A 20,137-nucleotide genomic window follows, 5' to 3' on the forward strand; every position below is an offset into this window, starting at 1 on the left:
AGTACATTGGCTGATTCCAAAATTACAGTATTTCATGAATTTTTTAACATTTGTGATCTTCAAATCTTGTATCCTACCAAATTTAGATATATACAAGTACCACGAGGATTATAACATAGTAACCCAAACTTGAGAATACTATTTTTATCGAAAAAGCTCAGATTTTCGACAATTCCTCCATTAACATAATTTATAATCTCATATTCTTGCAAATTTTGATATAATAGATTCTACCTTAATATTTACAAAGTTTAGGAGGTAGAAATTTAATGAAAAAGAAATTGCTTACTGGTTTTTTAACCGCGTTAGTTTTAATATCACTCATCTCCATCCCGAAGATTTCCGCTGCAAGTGAAACAGTGATTGCGAGTGTTGAATGGGTTATGACCGAGCTTAACCCGCTCCAGGACAAGGTCGAGGAATTGGAAAACCGAGTAGAACAGCTGGAAAAACAAGTCATTGAACTAAAGAAAGGAAATTAATTCAATGAATAAATGTATGTATCGTAAAACCTCCCTTGCAGCTGTTTTAGCCATTTTGTTATTGTTCCCATTTGGACAAGCGGACGCTTCTGGGACAACTTTATCGAATCCTGTCACATATAAGACGGAAGTTAAGGTCAAATTGTTACCTACAAATACATTTTCATTAAAAATTAATGGGCTGTATGAAATCGTCAATCTTGATAATAATACGATTATTCCCTATTCATTTTTGTCCGTAACCCAAAAAGATGGTGCTTTACAAATTTTAACAGCATCAGAAAGCTTCACTTCTGTAAAAGGGATCGATATTAACGAAATCCAATACAGTGCCGACAATGATGTCGAAGTGACCGGCATCAATACGGCACAAGGTGTGAAGCCTGTTAAATACAGAGGTTCGATGGAAATTCGACCTGGCAGCGGAAGCACCCCGCCTACCCTTTTTAATATCCTCGACATGGAAGATTATTTAAAAGGGGTTGTACCAAGTGAAATGCCTGCAAGCTGGCATCTAGAAGCCTTAAAGGCGCAATCAGTTGCAGCCCGCAGCTATGCACATACGCAAATTCAAAGCAACAAAGCGAAAGGCTATTTAGAAATGACTGTGAGCAACCAAGTGTATGGTGGAAAGTCAAGTGAGCACGCAAATTCCAATAAGGCGATTGAAGCGACTGCCGGCATTTTTGCAACTTATAATAATGTGCCAATTAACGCCGTTTTCCATTCAAGCTCAGGCGGCCACACGGAAAATAGTGAAAATGTTTGGAGCAGCGCCGTGCCATACATCAAAGCTGTCCCAGATCCATATGATGTAAATACAAGTCACTACGGATGGAGTACGACCGCTAATGCAGATACTATAAAAAAGAGCCTCGGCTTAAATGCCGATCAGATGCTTCTTGGGTTAGAGGTTACAAAGAGAGGACCTAGCAGCGCCGTTCAGCAGATGCAGGCAAGCATTTATAATCGCAGTACGGATTCTATTACGAAGATGGACTTGCTGCCAAAGTATGCGACTACGCCGGACCGATTCCGTTCGATTTTTGGAACTTCTTTAAAGAGCATTAAATTTGATGTTTCGGTGGATTCTTCACATAAAATTCGTTTAGCTAATGGCAAGGATGAAAGCACATCCTATTTGACAGGTTATAAAATCAAAGACGCTTCTGGGAAAGAAGTTACTGTTGAGGATTTGAATCTGCCTGTTAAAACGGCCAGCAGTTCAAAGCTTGTGCCAACTGGTCCAAAGACGTTTACCTTTAGCGGCGATGGCTGGGGTCATCTTCTAGGGATGAGTCAGTGGGGAGCTAAAGGCATGGCTGAATCTGGACATAGCTATGATCAGATTTTGAAGCATTATTATACTGGGATTGAAGTTAAAAAGATGAATTAGATTTGAGGAAAAGCTGTCGACGGGTGGTCGGCGGCTTTTTTGTGTGTGACTGGCAGTCTTAAGGACCGTTTGAGCAAGGAAAAGTTGATTTCGGGCTTTTAGAAGAAGTCTTATGACCCGTTTTTAGGAAAAAGACAACAATGTTGTCCTATAGAAGATGGCTTATGTCCCATTTTCAATAAAAAACGCCCTTAGAGGTCCTTTAGACTTGTCTTTTCACCAAAAAAAGGAGCCCTCCCAAAAGACTCCTTCCTTCTTCCTACTATTATTTAACCTGCAATGTCCGGTAAATGAACGCGGAGAACTGCGAACGCTTCGTTGGGCTTTCCGGCATGAAGCTGCCGTTGCTGCCGGTTGCGATTCCGTGCTGGCTGATGATCTTGATTGCATCATAGCCATCAAGGTCAGGATTTACATCACGATAATCTGCAACTTCCACATCTGTCTCTTCTAATTCAAAAGCTCGCTGCAGTACCATTGCCATGTGGCGGCGCTTCATCGGTTCATTCGGCAAGAAGCTGCCGTTGCTGCCATTGAAAATTCCATGCTCGTACACGGTCATAATTTCCGCCATTCCTGGATGACTCTTACTAACATCCTTAAACACAGAAGGGCTGTCCGATAACGGCAGATCTAACGCCTTAATAATCATCGATGCCGCTTGATAGCGCGTGATCGATCTTTCCGGGTAAAAAAGCCCTACATCCGGGTAGCCTTTAATAATCCCGTTGTCTGATAGATTCATAATTTCCTTGTAAGCCCAATAGTCAGGCTGAACATCCTCAAAAACAACCGGCTCTGATGCTGACACGTCACCGATTTCTTTCTCGAGCTTCGCGATTCTCTCATCTAAATCCGCTGTATCTTTAGATAGACTCTTAACTTCTTCATCTACCCACTCTACTGAAGCGGCCTCCAATGGAGCCTCGGCCGTTGTTTCTTTTTCAATAGAAGAACATGATGCTAGCACCAATGAACAGCAGACAAAAAAGAATCCTTTCTTCCACATCTTCATAGTAGTTCTACCCCCGTTTTCTTCCTCTTCCCAATGACAATATCTTTTGAATCTCTTTTATGCGTAATAGATATGCTCCGATTATAAACCCTGATCCGATTATGAGCAATCCTGCTAATAGATTCAAAATCGACGACGAAAGCGTCAACGTGCTTGCGACAGCTAGTCCCAAGCCTGCTAGCAAAGCTGCTAAAATAAATTGCTTGAGCAAATTAATTTTACTATCCAATTTCAACTTCAGCGACCTTCTCGCCGCAAACATCAAGATGATTAATTGAAAATAAGCACTGATCGTTGTTCCCCACGCAATCGACGCAGCCCCATATCCATCAATAAAGACGACGACAATGAGGATATTCAATCCAAACACCGCCAGCACACCGCTGATGACCGGAAGCACCGCCCGTTCCATTGCATAAAAGAACCGTGTCACATAGAGGTTAGCTGCGTGAGCAAACATCCCAAATACGAAAATTTCCAACAGTCCGCTTGTGATGATCGACGACTCACGATCAAATGTCCCATATTCAAAAATCACCGTCACGATATCTTCTGAGTAAAAGTAGAGGAATACCGTTGACGGAATCATGAGAAACAGTAAATATTGGATGCCATCGCCATACATTTTTGAAAGCTCCTGCTGCTTTCCCTCTGAAATTTTTCGAGCAATCAGCGGGTAAATGACGGTTGTTACAGCAGACATCAATATCGATTGCGGCAGCTGCACCAATTTGGAAGCATAATTGAGGGCCGCAATATACCCTGCTTCAAGCGAGGATGCAAACACCCGATGCACCAAAAAGTAAAATTGCAGCGTGGCTCCGCCTAGCAGAATCGGAATCGCAATTTTTAAGAAGCGAAACAGATGATCCTTTTTTTCCATATAAAAACGAAAACGGAATGCCGAAATCCCGATTTTCCGTAAATTCACAACCAGCATCAAAATCATCACAACGGCCCCGATGAGAGCTCCCCATCCGTATGCATGTTCGTGCAGGATCGGGAACAAAACTAGGGCTATAAGTACAAATAGAAGATTATTCATAAGCGGCGCTGTCGCGGTGATTTGGAAACGGTCGTTGACATTCAGAATCCCCGAATAAAACATCGAGAGAATCAGCAAGAGTGTCGCTGGAGCCATGATTCTAAACAAGCTCCCTGTGACTTCCACTTCCTCAGGATTTAAGCCCATGAAAAACAGCTCGATCCAAAAGTCTGGAAATAGAAAAAACGCTGCGCTGATCAGCGAGAACAGGATTAACGTATACGTAAAAATAACTTCTCTGATTTGCGTTTGCACGAGCGGGTTGCCCGCTTTATTAAAAACGCTGATAAAGGCGGTTGTAATCGCACCGCCGGCAACAATATATAAGAAATTTGGAATCGTATAGGCCGTAATGACACTATCCGCCAAAAATGAAGTTCCAAAATGATAGCCGATGACGACTTCGCGGACAAAGCCGAAAAAGCGGGAAATTAAATTAATAACGGCTACGGCACCAATGATTTTTAAAAGCTTATTTGTATTCATTGCGACCCAGCCTTCCTATAAAGGGTATCAGACCTGCTGATCAATAAAGTTTTTGATGATCGAAAGGATTTCCTTCTTCCCGCTTCGGTACGGAATAGGCTCGAAGGTTTTTACCTTCTCGAGAACATCCCCTAAATCTTCACCATCCGACCACGACAAGATATGGCCAGATGCCACAAATTGACGGACGATTTCGATTTGATGGTCATCATTATGCTCGTTATACTTCATCAGTCTTGGTACAGCGATCACTTTCTTGCCCATTTTAACCCCAAGCGTAATCGACCCGGTACCGCCATGGGTGATGATGAAACTCGCCTCATCATACAATTTTGTCATTTCTTCATAGGTAGTGAATTTCATAAATTCCATCAGCGGCGTGCGGTATTTTGTATGCCCCGCCTGCACCATGACTTCTTCATTAATATTCCCATTCTGAATCTGGTTTTCGATTTCCTTTAACAACCGGTTAAAAGGGAGTTCATGAGTTCCTAACACGACAAATATCAATAGATTGAACCTCCATAAACAGCGTTAGGATAATGCTTCAGCATTCCCTCCCACTGTACAATAAAAAGATCAGCAATTGGATAAATCATCTTCCCCGAAATCGTAGGTGTCGATGTTTTCGCAAAGCTTTCGATGAAGATCACTTTTTTTCGAAAAAGCTTGGCAATATAGCACATCGGTACCGCGGTATGGGCCCCCGTTGAGACAATCACGTCCGGCTTTTCACGCAGAAAAATGAACAGTGATTTGAACACATTGTAGCTGAATTTAAAAATGTATTTAAATGGGTAATTCCGTGCCCCATACACTAAAAAAGACATATTGTACTGTTTTTGCAATTCCTTTGTGATCACAGAGTTTTCCGTGACAATATGGTAGTCGTATTCCTTAAACAAAGGCTCCAGCTGAAGAAGCTGCGTTAAGTGGCCACCTAAAGAAGATATAAACAGTACTTTTTTTCTTTTTTTATTTTTCATCAAGTCCTACCCTCCAGTAGGAAAATAGACGTCCATAACCCGATTAAGCATCCGTTCCTGGTCGTTTTCCTCTGCTTTATTTTCCCCATTCTTTATGAACATTTCTCTATCTTCCGCAGAAGTAAGTAAATGCAGTATCCCTTCTTCAAGCGCCTGTGAATTCTTCGGCGGAACTAACCTGCCAGCTCCATCTGCGAGCAGATACTTTAACCCGCCGACATCACTTCCCACAACCGGCGTACCGCAAGACATCGCTTCAAGCGCAACCAGCCCGAAACCTTCAATATGGGAAGGCAGTACAAACACTTCTGCTGCCGCCATCCAGTTCGCAATCTCTCGCTGGTCTTTCACTCCTAAAAAGGTCACATGGGATTCTATGTTTAATGAGTGTATCTTATTTTCTAGTTCTTGTTTAAAGGCACCATCGTTGCTTGGTCCGATCAAATACAAATGAACATTAGGTTCCACACTGACTATGCCCGGCAACGCATCTGCCAATTCTAGCAGACCTTTCTGCTTGATCAAATTGCCAACAAATAGAATCGGCTTCGTGTTTCCTTCCAAACGGCATGCCTTTTTTGCCTCTTCCTTTGCAACAGGCTTAAATACCTTTCGATTCACACCCATATTAATAATAGAAAGTTTTTCGGCAGGCACTTCAAACTCTTTTAAAATTGTATCATACAGTTCTTGCCCAACGGCAATAACATGGTCAGCTTCATGAAGAATTTTTTTCGTCAAGTTAAAAATTTTCGTACTTTTCCGCGCCATCTTATCAATATCGCCGCCATGAGCGGTCACAATCAAGCGTGTTCCAAACCATTTTTTAAAATAATACCCTAATAACCCGCTTGGAAACACATAATGAGCATGAACGACATCATATTTTTTCCCGCTTGTGATGAACTTTTTCAGCGTCTGTAAAAACCATCGCGAATATTTTTTCAGCACGTTCACTTTGCCGGACTTTGGATTCGTAATTCCAGCCACATCAACCGTCAAGTCCCTCTCCCGTAAGGCCTCAACCTGGTTCTTAACGAAGACGCCAAAGCTTTTATGCTCATCTGTAGGATACATATTGGTTATCACTAACACATTTTTACGACTCATATTTCCCACCTAACATAAGGGCTTGCCGTATTTGCTGTATGCCTGCTTCAGCCTCTTCTTGCTGTTGCATCGATATCGCAGCAATCTCTTCCTGCTCCCTCATCCAGTTTTCTTTATATTTCTCAACAATAGCATCCAGCAGATGTGGATGTTCATGAAGATCCTGAATATCAACAAAGCCTTGTTCTCTATCAATTTTTTTCAAAAAATCTTTCACTTTCTGGTGATAGCCAATTCCAATAACCGGCGTTTTCGCCGCTACAGCCAATATTAATGAATGAAGTCGAGTTCCTATCAGAATATCCTGTTTTTGGCAAATTGAAACAAGCTCTGGAGGATGAAGGTTATCCTTCAGGATCGTAACATGGTCACGATGCTTCATTACTTCAAAAATCTCCTCTGTCACTTTGACATCTTGAGGAAATTTAGTAGAAAAGAACGTGACATTTACACCGTGCTTTTCAATCAACACATCAAGATTAGCCGCCATTCCATTTACATAGTTACGGTAGATAGCCTCGTCGCTCGTCGGCCAATAATCTTTGCTGAAATAAGGAACTGCGGTCACACCAATATTTTTCACAGAGGATGTAGGCTGCCGATCAACCTGTTTGCCCAGCTGAAAAGCTGGATCTGCTATCACATGTACGGGCTTTGTTACCCCGATTGACTCTAGCAGCTCCTTCGACTTTGTATCGCGGACCGATACACTTTCAGCGCTTGAAATCATTTTTTTAATCAGAAAAGTACCCGGCTTGGTCGTGATCGGCCCTGCCCCAACTCCGTAAATAATCACCTTGCAGCCTGTTAAACGCCCCAGCATGGCATGTGACGAATACAGGGGAGCATCGCGCTTGTACATATCCATGAGAAGACCTCCGCCGCCGATGATAAGAAGATTGAGGCCGGAAATAATCTTTCGGTTATGCGCGATTGTCGCCATCATGGACTTCAGGAGCGAGCCCCGCTTATGCAGGAGCTTCACTGTCTGCAGGCCGTATCTGCTTTTTGTATTGTCGGGGTTATTGCTGAAAATGACGATATCATCTGAATTAATACCCAGCTCATCCACCAGCTGCGTCAAGATCCCTTGCAGAATGGCTTCGTCTCCATTGTTATCATGCCCGTAGTTCCCAATAATTCCAATTTTCATTGACATACACCTTATTATCGTTGTTCACCAAAAAGTGACAGACTTCTTTTTTATTCGTTTTATTTCCCGAAAAATAAATGAGTTGCCCCTCGACAATATCTACTTATTTTCGCATAAAACATTATACCAAATTTTACTGAAAGAAGAAAAACAAAGAACGACTGTTTTTGGTTCAGCCGTTCTTTACTCTCATTCACTGTAGTAATTTTTGATCCCTCTAAAAATGGCTTCCGCATATAGTTCTTGATAAGTAGCAGAGGTCAGCTTAGAAAGATCCTCCGAATTTGTAATAAAACCAAGCTCGACTAACACACTTGGGATGTATTGATTTCGAATGACGTAAAACTCATTATCTTTGATGCCCCGGTCATTCGTACCCACTAGCTCAATGATTTGTTTTTGAATTTCTTCTGCAAGATTACGGCTTTCAACGCCGTTATCATTTTCAGAAGTATCGTAATACGTTTCTGTACCTTGCGCCGACGAGCCCGCTGCATTTACATGGATGCTCACAAATAGCTCAGCATAATGTTCCTTTGTAATATCCACACGGTCTTGAAGGCTTGGGAACGAATCGTCCGATCTTGTCATGACTACCTTAGCGCCGCTATTTTCAAGCTTCTGCTGCACGAGCTTAGCTACATTAATCACGATGTCCTTTTCATAGATGTTTCCATAAAGAGTCCCAGGATCTTTCCCGCCGTGACCTGCATCAACAACAATGATTCGATCCTTTAACGCATCACCTTTAAGATTTTTTAGCTTCAAATAAGCTTTATGAACATAGCCAATTCCGTTATTGTGACCGATCTTTGCCCAGTTATTCGTAATGCTGTATACCGTAACCTCTGCCCCTAGACCAAGCTTTCCTAGGATAGCTGCATCCGCATTTCCTTCAGCACGCACATTTAGTGAGTTTGCTGTAACCGTTCCAGTAGCGATTGCTTCTCCCAGCTGTGGAGCTGGTTCTGGCGCTGGCTCAGGAGTTGGTTCTTCGACTGGCTCTTCAACCGGTTCCTCAACTGGCTCTTCAGTTGATTCCTCGTCCTCCTCTGGTGCAGGTGCTGGCTCCTCAGCTGATTCTTTGTCATCTTCTGGAGCAGGAACTGGTTCCGGAGTTGGTGTTGGTTCTGGTTCAGGCACTGGTTCCGGCTCTGGAACAGGCTCTGGCGTTGGCTCCGGTTTTGGCTCCGGTGCCGGCGCTGGGTCATTCTCAGTTCCTTCTGGAGGAACTCTGAATTCATCTTCTAATACCCGGCTGATAAAGACAGAGAACTGCGCCCTCGTAATTTTATCATTTGGTTTAAAGTAATTTCCGCTGCCGTTCGAAATCCCATTATAATACAAAGTATTAATATAAGATGCCGCCCAGAAGCCTTGATTAATATCTCGAAAAACGATGTCCTTTTCCTGTGCTGCTGCGAGATCAAGACCAAACGCTACCGTAAGAATTTTACTCATTTGCGCTCTTGTCAAGTAGTTCTCCGGCTTAAAGTTACCATCCTCGTAGCCGCTAATAATGCCTAGTTCGTTGGCAGCTGCAATCCATTCTGACGCCCAATGATCACTTGGTACATCTTTAAATTTAGACTCTTTCACTTTCATGTCCGGGTCGCCCAATGCGATCATGATCATTTTGGCAGCCTGCGCCCTTGTTACACTATTGTTCGGACGGAACAGCTGTCCATTTTTCACTTCATAGCCATTGATGATCTCTTGTTTATGTAAAAATTCAATTTCTGACTTAGCCCAAAACGAGTCTGGTACATCTCCAAATACATTCTTGCTGGCAGCAAATGCCGAAATCGAAAATGATGATAGTATCAAGCCCATCACAACAAGACAAACAACCCCATATAATTTGACACCTTTCAACATATTGGTCCTCCTTTCTACAATAATTGTTCCCTACTAGTCTACCAAAATTTTGTGGTTCCGACCATAATTCGGTAAAACTTTACACGACTGTAATTTAATTTAGGACTAAAGACTATATTTTTAGGGAATCTTGTAAAAAATTTGGTTAAAAGGATTTGTGATGGTAGAATATTTTAATAGATTACCAATATCCAATATTTTGAATTCAGGTGTGTTTTATGAGAAAAAAGTATTACTATTTTTTGCTGTTTTTGGCGTGTCTCCTTCCATTTATTGGTGAAGGAAAAGCAGCTGCAAATGAGGGCGGGCCACTCCTTGAAGGGGTCGCAGAAAAGATTCCGATCTATGATAATAGCTCAGGATCTCTTGTAAAAGTAGGAGAATTGGTCAAAGGAGAAGTGTACCAGTCCCTTCGTCCTTTTGGAACAAACTGGTATGAAATCACTTTTGGAAATTCTACAGGCTATGTTCCTAGTAAAGATGTCAAAGAGGTTACAACCGCTGAGCTCCGCAATGAAAAAACGATTGAGGTGTTGTCGGGAGAAAGCATTAAAGCGCAGGCGGATTTGATCGTTTATGACAACAGCACAGGAAGCCTTATTCCATTTGCTGTGATTTCTAAAGATGTGCAGTACCCAATCATTTCACCTTATGGCAACTGGTATAAGATTGATATGGCCGGCAGAATTGGCTTTGTCCATAAAAATGATACCTTGTTTTTCGGAAAGCCCGAAGAGAAGCCTCCTGCCTCACAAGGAAAGGTACTTGAGATTGTATCCGACCGGGCAGAGGTATACGACAATCGTACAGGTGCGCTGGTGAAGGTCGGGGAGCTTTTTAAAGGACAAACGTTCCGGCTGCTTCGGCCATTTGGTGAGAATTGGTGGGAAATCTCGTTCGGTGATGCAAAGGGCTATATTGCTAAAGTGAAAGCGAAAGAGGCGCCCGGATCTTCCATTATTGCGGAGAACAAGTACTATGCCCCGCTTGGCGATGTCGTTAAGATCACAACCGACACAACGGTCGTTGATAACAGCACAGGCTCTCTTCTTCCTTTTGCAAAAATAACAAGTGGTACCTCTTATCCAATATTAAGCGTCTATGGCAATTGGTATCGAATTGATGTCGCAGGCAAGATCGGCTATATTCATAAAAATAATACCGTGAAGCTTCCTAATAAAATTGCTGCCACAAACGCGAAGAAAGTTCCCGTACTGATGTATCATCATCTTTTACAAAAAAGAGAGAACATTTTTCCGAACAATAATGTTATTTTGAATGTGGAAAATTTCGCAGAGCAGATGAATTACTTATCGCGTTACGGATATCAGACGATTTCGCTGGCGGATATGGAGAATTATTTAAAGGGACGAATTAAGCTGAAGGATAAAACGGTCTTAATTACGTTTGATGACGGTCTGAAAACGAATCATTTTTATGCTTTGCCGATTCTAAAACAATATGGATTCCAAGCCGGCGCCTTTATCATTACGGATAGAATTACGCCGAGTCCTTCTCATTTTATTGCTAGCAGGTCGCAAAGTTTAAGCGAACCAGAAATCAATGAAATGAAAAGTCATTTTCAAATCGGAAGCCATACAGCCGCACTGCATCAGTTACAAGGATACACTTCTTATGTGTTAACGAAAACCGAAGATGAAGTGCTTAGTGATTTTGTTCGCAGCAAACAGTTTGTGAATACAGGCTATTTTTGCTACCCATTTGGTCAATACAGCGAGAAAACGATAGGTCTTCTGAAAAAGGCCGGCTACACATCTGCCTATACGACAAAAACAGGCTACGCGGTACCTGGTACCAATACGTTTGAAATTCCTCGCTTCGGGGTATATCCATATACAACGATGTCTGATTTTGCAGCCATTGTGAGTGGGTCAAGATAGGTGAGACATTTGAGCATCCTCCGATTGGAGGGTGCCTTTTTTTCGTTTAAGGACGATATTCTTGAAGAATCGTTGATGACGGGCTAATAGAGTTATTCTATTGGACCGTTTTTCTCTAAAAACAACTAACTTGGGCTTTTAGAAATTTCTAATGGCCTTCAAAGTTACTTTTTTAAGGAAGCTGGGCAATAAGAGACTTCCTAATGGCCCAGTTTTGCTATAAATGTTCTATTCCGGGCACTAAGAGAAACGCGCCCCAAACAAAAAAAACTCCACTTACTCAAAATCAGAATAAGTGGAGCTTTTCTTTCTAAAATTGCGCTCGATGGATAAATGCACTAAATTGTGCTCTTGTTACAAAGTTATTTGGTTTAAATGTGTGATCTGCTTTGTAGCCTGTTGTAATGCCGCTTGCAGCGAGGGCATGGATTTCTTTGTATGCCCAGTATTCAGCTGACACGTCGTTAAATGCCGGCGTGATGGTTCCTTCTAACCCGTAGGCACGAGTTAAGATCGCCGCCATTTGCGCTCTTGTCAGTGTACCATTAGGGTCGAAAATCGTGTTGTTGTTCTTCCCGCTCATGATACCACTTTGTTTTACTGCAGCAATTTCCTTATAGTATTGATGATCAGTGGAAACATCCTTATAACCTGGATCAGTTACATTTGCTGTTGAAATCCCCATTGCTCTTACCAGCAATACAGCCGCATGCGCACGAGTCAACGTATTTTCAGGTTTAAAATAACCATTAGAGTAGCCGGTAATAATTCCCGCTTCACTTAAATCAGCGATTTCCTTTTTCGCCCAGTGAGTGTTTGGAACATCATTAAAGATTGGTTCAGCATAGCTGTTTCCATACTCAGCCTGGAGTTTGTCAAAGTAAAGAACGCCTTTATTTTGTTTTTCTGCCAGCGATTCTGCTACATAAAGTTTTGAAAATTTCACTGGAAGCTTGAGACCAGCTGGTACTTCAGCGCGTACATATTTCCAGCCTTTCCAGTTCAACTGTCCTTCTTCTGTGAAGTTGATGGTATGCTCAGTTCCAGATCCGTCCAGAATCTTTCCTCTTAGCCAATGGTTCGCACCATCGCCATATACCCAAAGGCCGATGTAGTTTGGATTTCCAGATAATGCGATTGGGTTAGTAAGCGCCGCATAAGATGCTTTAATTCCCGCTTCGCCGACTGTGAAATCATAATTCATTTTTAAAGAAGTACTGCCATGGAAATACGGCTCTGAACCTGATGCAAGAGATAGCTTCGTGTCTGCTTTAGCAGATTCCGCTTTCCAAGCTGACGCTGCATCGAATGTGTTTATGATCTCTGCTTTATTGGCAATCGTAACGGATGCCTGCGCGCTGGATTTGAATACAGTCGCTTTCACTGTACCTGTTTTCGCTTCAGTACCGGCAGTAAAGACGCCATCAGGTGTGATCGTACCAATTCCATTTGTGACGCTCCATTGTACCGTACCAGCTGGGAGAACTAATTCTTTCCCGTTCTCATCGTAGACTTTCACGCTGAATGAAGCTGAATTGCCAGGGCCCATCGTGGTGTTCGCTGGGCTGATTTCTACTTTCCCTGGAGTTTCCGTGACTGATACGGGGACCTTTTTCACCGCATTGCCGTATCGCCCGACGATATAGCCGCTGCCCTCTTTCGCTGCAACGAATTTATTCCCTTCAATCGTACCAACATCACCTTCAACACTATAAGTCACTTGCGCTGGATCAACTGTGATATGGTGATAGTTTGCATCCATCGCATACTGTGGTTGAAGTTCAATTGAAGTTCCTTTTAAAAGCGTTCCTTCATAAGCTTTCTTGAATTCAAATGTTGTCGCCGGTCCTGTTGGCGCCGTGTTGACTACCTGCAGGATCGTGGAAACAGATCTTTCTCTGCCATCTGATGGTGAGTTCATGACAGTTGGATAAATATTTCCATGCTTTCTTGCCACCAACGTCGTTGAACCGCCGCCATCAAGGTTAATGGCACGATCTGCCCCAAGGCTGACCAAGTACTGCGCAAATTGCTTTAAGTTCATGCCTTTGCTGTAGCCTGACTGACGGCCATCTACTGTAACAAGGAAAACTCTTTTGCCGCTTTTATCCATTGCAACAGCTGTTCTTGGCGCTACCTCTTTCGCGCGGCTGCTGTTTTCGCTGATGGTCATCGATACTTTTCCATCTTTAACAAGCATCGGTCCGCTTGCAAGCATGAACTCGGAATTTTTCCATTTATCTTCCACATTCACATTAAGCTTAATTTCTTGGCCAGGCTGGACATTTGCAAACTTAGCAGCCTGTGTGCCGCCTTGAATGGAAATGACATACCCGTTACTAGGAATGACCGAGTTTCCAGCTTGTCCATAAGGCGTCACAGCCTTGACCGTACCCGTAATCGGTTTGCCAAATTCAATTCCTTCATCTAATTGTGCAGATGTGTTTTCAACGATAATTTCCATTCCATAGCTATTGGTTCTTGTTGAGGAATAGCTCCAGTTTGGAGTGTACACAATAATCTCTGAATCTGTACGTGCCTTGTTAATAGAATTGACCTTCGTGCTTTGACCGTTGACTTCAAACGTCGTGTCATACGCAAAGCTATCAATCTGGGCATTTCCTGCTGCATTGATTCCAAATGCAGTTGGAACACTCATGAATTCGTCGGCTCCTGTGGAAATGACACCTAATGTTTTAACATTTTCCTTCCACGTTACCAAGTATGCTGGCATTTTTGTTTTTGTGTGAAAAAATGAAGCATTGACTGCGCCGACGACTCGATGCCCTTCAGCACTTTCGGCTTTTGCCCGTGCTGAAACCGTTGATAAGGTGTTAATTGGGTTTGGAATTCCCATTTCTACCTTAATATTAGGCTGATTTAAATCAATATCTAGTATTCTACTAGCCTGTTGAGCTGAGTTTTGCACAAACCGCATGTCTTTGTAAACCACACCTGGTGTGACGGTAAACTGCTCTCTAGGGGAACTTTCCGCACTAGCACTTATTGGTGCCACTAGTGTTGAAATAACCATGATAAAAGCAACAGCGATCATACAATATTTTTCTAGTTTTTTCCTCATTCTTCTCCCCCATATCTACAAACTTCCCATAAAACTGCTATCATTCTACAAATTAGTCAATTACCATTCTATGAGACTTGGGAATTATTTTCAATAAGTAGAATGTCTTAATAGAAATGACCATTTTACTTTTTTCTACCAACTTTGCATTAAATCTACTTCTATGATTTTTATAAAGTATAATAATAGTATATTTCTAGCTGGAGTGTGCCTATATGCTTTTAAAAATTGTAAGTCTGTTCACCTTTCTGCTTTTTTTCACCCTCTCCTCTGCTGGGGCAGAAGAAAGCAGGCAGGAGTGGATTGTTTATTTTTCTACAGAAGATGCCGCAACTGGGTTTAAAGAAGCGCATCCTGATCAGGTTTTGGATCAATTAGGGAGAGCTTTGAAGGTTGAACTGAGTGCGACGGAGAAGGATGCTCTTTCATCGGGCGTTCAAATTGAAAATATTGAACACAACTACAGGAAGGCAGCGACTGCCCTCCCTGACGTGGATGACCCGCTTTTTCCAAAACAATGGGGCTTGAAGGCCATCAACTATGCTTCCTTTCCTTCTACTCTTTCTAAAAATGAACTAGTGGGACGGGAGTTTACGGTTAATAGTGAAGTTACGGTTTATGAAAATGCTCCGTTCTCTGCAGATTCTTTTAGGATTGATTTGTCTGGTACGACACTATCGAGAGTTTCGGTTGAGTTAGAGGAAATTGAAGGTTTGTGGACGTTAGGCGTTTTTGATGGAAAAGGAACGTTGATCTCTTCAAATGTGGGGGCTTTGGAAAAGTTGGATGTGCTGCTGCCAAAAAAGGCCTATGATGAGATTACTGTTGTGATTGAAACGGCAGAAGAATGGAAACAGCCCCCAAGGATTGTGAATGTAGAAGGCGTCAATCATTCGATTGTTGCGGTGATTGATTCGGGAGTTTTTTTGCATGAGGATTTCTGCGGCAATGTTCTCTATAGCCTCGGCAAGGATTACAAAGAGAACTTAACGCATCCTGAGGATAAAAATGGACATGGCACACATGTGACCGGAATTCTGGCTGCGTGCAGCAACAACGGGATCGGGATGGCTGGCGTCATCGGGAACGCACCGATTGATATTTTACCTTTAAAGGTGCTCGATGCGAATGGCTATGGCGGCGATTTTGAAATCAGCAAGGCCATTAATGAAGCGATTGAAAAAAAGGTTGATTTGATCAATTTAAGCATTACGGGGCGCGGGCAAACGATAGCGCTGAAAGAGACTGTTCTAAAAGCGCTGAATCACAATATTCCCATTGTCGCTGCTGCCGGAAATTGGGATATTTCAACAGACCAAGTTTTTCCTGCCGCTTATCCGGGTGTGATTACGGTCGCAGGGGTAACGGAGGATTTGCAGAAGGTCTCTACTTCGAATTACGGCTGGGAAGTTGACATCAGCGCGCCTGGCTTTAATATTTTAAGCACGTATTTGAATCATGAGTATCAATACTTAAATGGAACATCGATGGCTACTCCATATGTGACAGGGACGTTGGCGATGATGAAGGCTTTATATCCTGGGGTCGATTTAATTTCGTTACGGAACCATTTATTTGAGAAAAGTGACGATGTTTTGGAGCCCGGTTATGATCAGGATAGCGGCTACGGAATCGTCAATATGAAAAACATGCTCACGGAGCCGTTGGATTTAGAAGGAATTGAGTGGCTTTCATTGAAGGAAGGCCAGGACTTCGATAGCAGTGAGGAGCATTTTATCGGCGTCTCTTCGAAGTGGACTGGTAAAAGGCTGACGGTTTTTGCAAATGAAGTTGTGATTGATGAAGGTGAGATTGAAGATTCTATTATGGAAATTGATCTTTCGGGAGTTGCTGACTCTGAGGGCTTGGTTAAACTTTTTGCGATTGTGACTGATGATGAGAAGCAGGTTTATGGGGTTAACCATTTAACTGTCGGTCAGGATACTTATAGGATTGAGAGCTCGTCGTTTTCTGATATTCCAGCTTCGTTTTGGGCCTATAAGGAAATTTCTCAAGCATCTCAATCTGGTATGATCAACGGCTATGGTGATGGCAGCTTCAAACCGAATGCACCGATTTCACGGAAACATAGCGTGTTGATGCTCAACCGCCTGTTTCAATGGGATGAGTTGGATTCGTACTCGTCCCCTTTTCAGGATGTTAACAGTGAATTAACGGCTGCCAATTTGGCGATCATGACTGCGAACCAAAAGGGAATTATACAAGGGTATCGTGAAGGCAGCGGGCAGTTTTTCAGGCCGGAAAATCCGCTGACGCGCGGACAGATGGCGTTGATATTAGCACGTGTACTAGACTTGGATGGAGTGCCGTTTGACGGGAAGGGTCATGAATTTCATGACATTGCTCCATCCGCGGAATACTACGACGAAGTGCAGCACCTAACATCACTCGGCATCATCACCAAACAACAAGCCTACCGGCCAACCCAACACATCACCCGAGCCCAATTCGCCGCCATGCTATCGCGGATAAAAGAGGCAGCGCTATAAATAAAGAAGGCGTTTTAAATAAAAAGGTACCTTTTTAAATAAAAAGGTACCAGGTACCTCCCATGGACACTGTCCATGGATGGTACCTGGTACCGGCGGTGGACAGTGTCTTCTCTGGATGGACAGTGGTTGGGCCGATACATAGTTATTAGGGGTGATATTTATTGAATAAGACAATTAAAACAATAATTACTATCTGTGTCTTATCTTTTTTAACGGTTTTATTTTTAGTGGGCATGCAATCATATTTTCATTATAAAGAAATCGATTTTGCCACTGACGAATGTTATGAAATTGATGGCGTACCAAAAGTGGAGAAGGATTTTTTGGCTTTGAATTATTCGTTTTCTTGTGAAAAAGATCGCTAAAGCTTAACGCCTGATGGCCATACATTTTTCTTCAGCTCATCTATTAGAAAAGGGTGAAATCCTCAGGATTTCACCCTTTCACTATGCTGTCTTTGCTGCTTTTTCCATTCTTTCTTCTCCACAGTGACAACAATGCGCCGCATATAATCGATAAAATCGATACAAGGAAGCCTTCTTTAAAGAATGGCGTTACGTAGTTCATTTCCAGCTTATAAGTTCCTTTTTCAAGCGGGATGCCGATGAAGGTGTGATTCACTTCGATGTGCTCGACCTCAGCACCGTCAATGCGCACATTCCAGCCTTTGCTGTAGGGTACAGATAAATAGAAGATTCCATCCTCCGCCGCGATAATTTCACCCGAAATAGATTCTTCTGTATAGTTCAAATTCTTCAAGCCCGTCTGTCGAAGATCATCCACTCTTTCGACTAAATTTTCATAGGAGTTAAAATAGACATGAAGATCGTTGATTCTGTAATGACCATTTGACAGCTCAATGCGAATCTCATCTTCCTCGTAATTCCAGCCGGCATTGATGACGAAATTGGTTTTAGGATAGGACCATGTTAAATGATTGGGCCTTTTCTCGAGCGTTTTCCCGTTCAGGGTTAAGGTAAAACTTTTTCCATCAAGCTCTTCAATGTCAATTTCAACTAGAATCTCACCATTCTCATCAGGGTTTTCGATTGGAATTATAAGTTCGCTGCCATTTTCCAGCAATGCGTTGTATTCGTTTCGGCCGCTGCCTTCGATATTTTTAAAAATAACATTCTCTACACCTTGATGCAGCGTTTGTGTGCTTAATTTTTTCACATCAAAATGTTCCCCAACTGAAAGTTCATCCTTCACAACCGCAGCTTGTAGCAAAAGCTGATCCTTCTCTGCGGGATTTAATTTTCTAAACTCCTCTTCTGTTATCCATTGGGAATAGTGAAAGCCGATTGGGAGGAAGTGCTGATTTTCGTAAATATCCCAGTTAGCAGTTTCCCACCGTTTGACATATCCAAATGGAATATGCATTGCGTTTTTATCCACGATATAATATTTATTCGCTGTTACACTCTCTAAATAAGCTCGTTGGTCATAGTTTTTAAACATACTCATCGAATCAAATTGGAGGATGTTATAATCCTCTTTGAAAAACTGATGAACATTCCCCGAAAGCAAGCTTTGGTACGCACTATTCCCTTTATATCCATAGTACATCGGCGTGTTGTACTCTACTTTTGGGTGATCCCAGATTATTCGGTAAAACCCTGGATCACTTCGCTCAATTTCCTCAAATATGCTGAGAGCCTCTCTATTATCAAAACTAATACTCGACAAGTACGTTCGATTTACTTCCTTTTGAATTCCTGCAGTCCCTAGGAACTCGTTATAGTAAAAATAATGCTGAAGCATCCCGTTGACTGCCACAGCCCCGACCAATAAAGCTGACAACACCCAATGTTTTCTTTTTAAAAAAAGAATCAAAAAAAGAATGGAAAGGATCCCTATCCCTAAAAGAATATAATTATAGACCGCCACATCATGACTAATGCCTTGACTCTTCCACACTAAATAGATGAGCAGGAAAAGCGTTCCGCCTGTCAGCAGATGTTTATTTTTCATAAACTTCATTTCATCTAAAAAGAAAGGCGTGATAAAGCAGATGGTAAAACTAAACAAATACAGCCATCTTGTCTGCATTGCTGACATTCCGTTGAAAAATGAATAAGTGTACGGAAAACAAAAAAGGAGGAAAAACACCCCTAAAAAGATTTTCTTATGTTTCAGGCTGGCTGACCTGATCGTAAAGCTCGAGAGCAGCAGGACAAACGCCAAGATCGGCAGTCCAATACTGTAGGTGATGGGATGCGCGCTTCTAAAAGAGAAAAACAAGAATAGCAGAGCATTTTCATAGTGTTCTATGTCGAAAAGAAAGGGAATAGCATAATCTCTTTGTAAGCGATCCGTGTGTAAAAATTGATAGACAGCCGGCAGAAAGGCAAAGGCCGAAATGCCAAGACCGATTAAATACACGATAGAAGTTCGCAAACCGTATCCGATAAAATCCTTTATCGAAGCATTTTTTTCCACTTCAAAATACTTTAAGATTGCATAACAAATGAGATAGACAGACGAAATAAAACCAAAATAAAAATTGGACGCTGTCATGAGAGCAACCGAAAGGATTAAGGGCCAGGCTCTTTTTTTATCAACATAAAGATCCAGTGAAAGTACTGCGATCGGCAGCCATATGTAGGGGTCCAGCATAAAATCAAATTGAAGAGAGTTAAACGCAAACAGGATCGTCCCGCCATACATCAGCGCACCAACTAATGAAGCGGTGAAGGACCTGTTATGGTATTTTAGTAAAACGTAAACACCTGCCATTGCCGCAAAATGCTTTATTATCGAGGACTTGTATACCCAGCCGGCAACGTCCGTGAGCGTGTCGATATCGAAAAATAACAGCAGCCATAAAAAGGGAGAAGCCGAATAATAGTAATTGAACTGCCCAAAAATATCTCCGCCAAGCCCGTAAGACCAAGACCAAAAGAAATGGTCATCAGTAAAAAGGCTGTGAAGCATATATTTGAAAAACAAAAGCTGAACCGTTGCGTCTGTTCCTCTTGTTATTAAAGGCGATCCCGATTGAAAAACATAGGCATGCATTCCCACCGCAGCAATGGCGAGAATAAACAGCGCGAGGATCTCTTTTCTTACTTTCCTTGACAACACAAA

General features: G+C 42.3%; 14 protein-coding genes. 5 read left to right on the plus strand and 9 right to left on the minus strand.

Annotated elements, in window-relative coordinates:
* Positions 1–269: 269 nt before the first annotated feature.
* Both CZ487_RS23655 and CZ487_RS23660 read left to right on the plus strand, forming a co-directional pair.
* A complete protein-coding gene (locus CZ487_RS23655; protein ID WP_077214827.1) occupies positions 270–482 on the plus strand; it encodes a hypothetical protein in 213 nt (70 codons plus the stop codon).
* A gap of 4 nt (positions 483–486) precedes the next feature.
* Positions 487–1,878, plus strand: a complete 1,392-nt coding sequence (locus CZ487_RS23660) for a SpoIID/LytB domain-containing protein (RefSeq protein ID WP_139339607.1) — start codon at positions 487–489, stop codon at positions 1,876–1,878.
* A 265-nt stretch (positions 1,879–2,143) separates the two neighbouring features.
* On the opposite strand, the gene CZ487_RS23665 is transcribed toward CZ487_RS23660, so the two are convergent.
* The 7 genes from CZ487_RS23665 to CZ487_RS23695 all read right to left on the minus strand — a co-directional run bounded on the left by CZ487_RS23665 (position 2,144) and on the right by CZ487_RS23695 (position 9,551).
* Entirely contained in the window at positions 2,144–2,893 is a 750-nt protein-coding gene (locus CZ487_RS23665) for an S-layer homology domain-containing protein (RefSeq protein ID WP_084783360.1), read from the minus strand.
* Between the two features lie 7 nt (positions 2,894–2,900).
* Positions 2,901–4,424: a murein biosynthesis integral membrane protein MurJ gene (gene murJ, locus CZ487_RS23670; protein WP_077214828.1), complete on the minus strand. Its 1,524-nt coding sequence runs from the start codon at positions 4,422–4,424 to the stop codon at positions 2,901–2,903.
* 27 nt (positions 4,425–4,451) lie between these two features.
* Positions 4,452–4,934, minus strand: a complete 483-nt coding sequence (pssE, locus tag CZ487_RS23675; protein WP_077214829.1) for a PssE/Cps14G family polysaccharide biosynthesis glycosyltransferase — start codon at positions 4,932–4,934, stop codon at positions 4,452–4,454.
* Complete coding sequence (gene pssD, locus CZ487_RS23680; protein WP_077214830.1) at positions 4,931–5,410, minus strand: PssD/Cps14F family polysaccharide biosynthesis glycosyltransferase; 480 nt, start codon at positions 5,408–5,410, stop codon at positions 4,931–4,933. The genes pssE and pssD overlap by 4 nt, the downstream gene beginning before the upstream one ends.
* Positions 5,411–5,416: 6 nt before the next feature.
* On the minus strand, positions 5,417–6,520 hold the full coding sequence (locus tag CZ487_RS23685; protein ID WP_202617870.1) for a glycosyltransferase: 1,104 nt from the start codon (positions 6,518–6,520) through the stop codon (positions 5,417–5,419).
* Positions 6,510–7,673: a polysaccharide pyruvyl transferase family protein gene (locus CZ487_RS23690; protein WP_077214831.1), complete on the minus strand. Its 1,164-nt coding sequence runs from the start codon at positions 7,671–7,673 to the stop codon at positions 6,510–6,512. Before CZ487_RS23690 ends, CZ487_RS23685 begins: the two co-directional genes overlap by 11 nt.
* A 189-nt stretch (positions 7,674–7,862) precedes the next feature.
* A complete protein-coding gene (locus tag CZ487_RS23695) occupies positions 7,863–9,551 on the minus strand; it encodes an N-acetylmuramoyl-L-alanine amidase (protein WP_077214832.1) in 1,689 nt (562 codons plus the stop codon).
* Positions 9,552–9,769: 218 nt separating this feature from the next.
* Between CZ487_RS23695 and CZ487_RS23700 the strand changes: the two genes are divergently transcribed.
* Positions 9,770–11,452 (plus strand): polysaccharide deacetylase family protein, encoded by a 1,683-nt coding sequence (locus CZ487_RS23700; protein WP_077214833.1) that lies wholly within the window; start codon positions 9,770–9,772, stop codon positions 11,450–11,452.
* Positions 11,453–11,762: 310 nt separating this feature from the next.
* Here CZ487_RS23700 and CZ487_RS23705 read toward each other — a convergent pair whose 3' ends face one another.
* Positions 11,763–14,534: an S-layer homology domain-containing protein gene (locus tag CZ487_RS23705; RefSeq protein WP_077214834.1), complete on the minus strand. Its 2,772-nt coding sequence runs from the start codon at positions 14,532–14,534 to the stop codon at positions 11,763–11,765.
* Between the two features lie 215 nt (positions 14,535–14,749).
* Between CZ487_RS23705 and CZ487_RS23710 the strand changes: the two genes are divergently transcribed.
* Entirely contained in the window at positions 14,750–17,044 is a 2,295-nt protein-coding gene (locus CZ487_RS23710) for a S8 family peptidase (protein ID WP_084783361.1), read from the plus strand.
* A gap of 164 nt (positions 17,045–17,208) precedes the next feature.
* Positions 17,209–17,412, plus strand: a complete 204-nt coding sequence (locus CZ487_RS23715; protein ID WP_077214835.1) for a hypothetical protein — start codon at positions 17,209–17,211, stop codon at positions 17,410–17,412.
* 70 nt (positions 17,413–17,482) lie between these two features.
* Here CZ487_RS23715 and CZ487_RS23720 read toward each other — a convergent pair whose 3' ends face one another.
* Positions 17,483–20,131: a YfhO family protein gene (locus CZ487_RS23720; protein ID WP_077214836.1), complete on the minus strand. Its 2,649-nt coding sequence runs from the start codon at positions 20,129–20,131 to the stop codon at positions 17,483–17,485.
* Positions 20,132–20,137: the final 6 nt, after the last annotated feature.

The sequence above is a fragment of the Robertmurraya dakarensis genome (genome assembly GCF_900156875.1).
GTDB lineage: Bacteria > Bacillota > Bacilli > Bacillales > Cytobacillaceae > Robertmurraya > Robertmurraya dakarensis.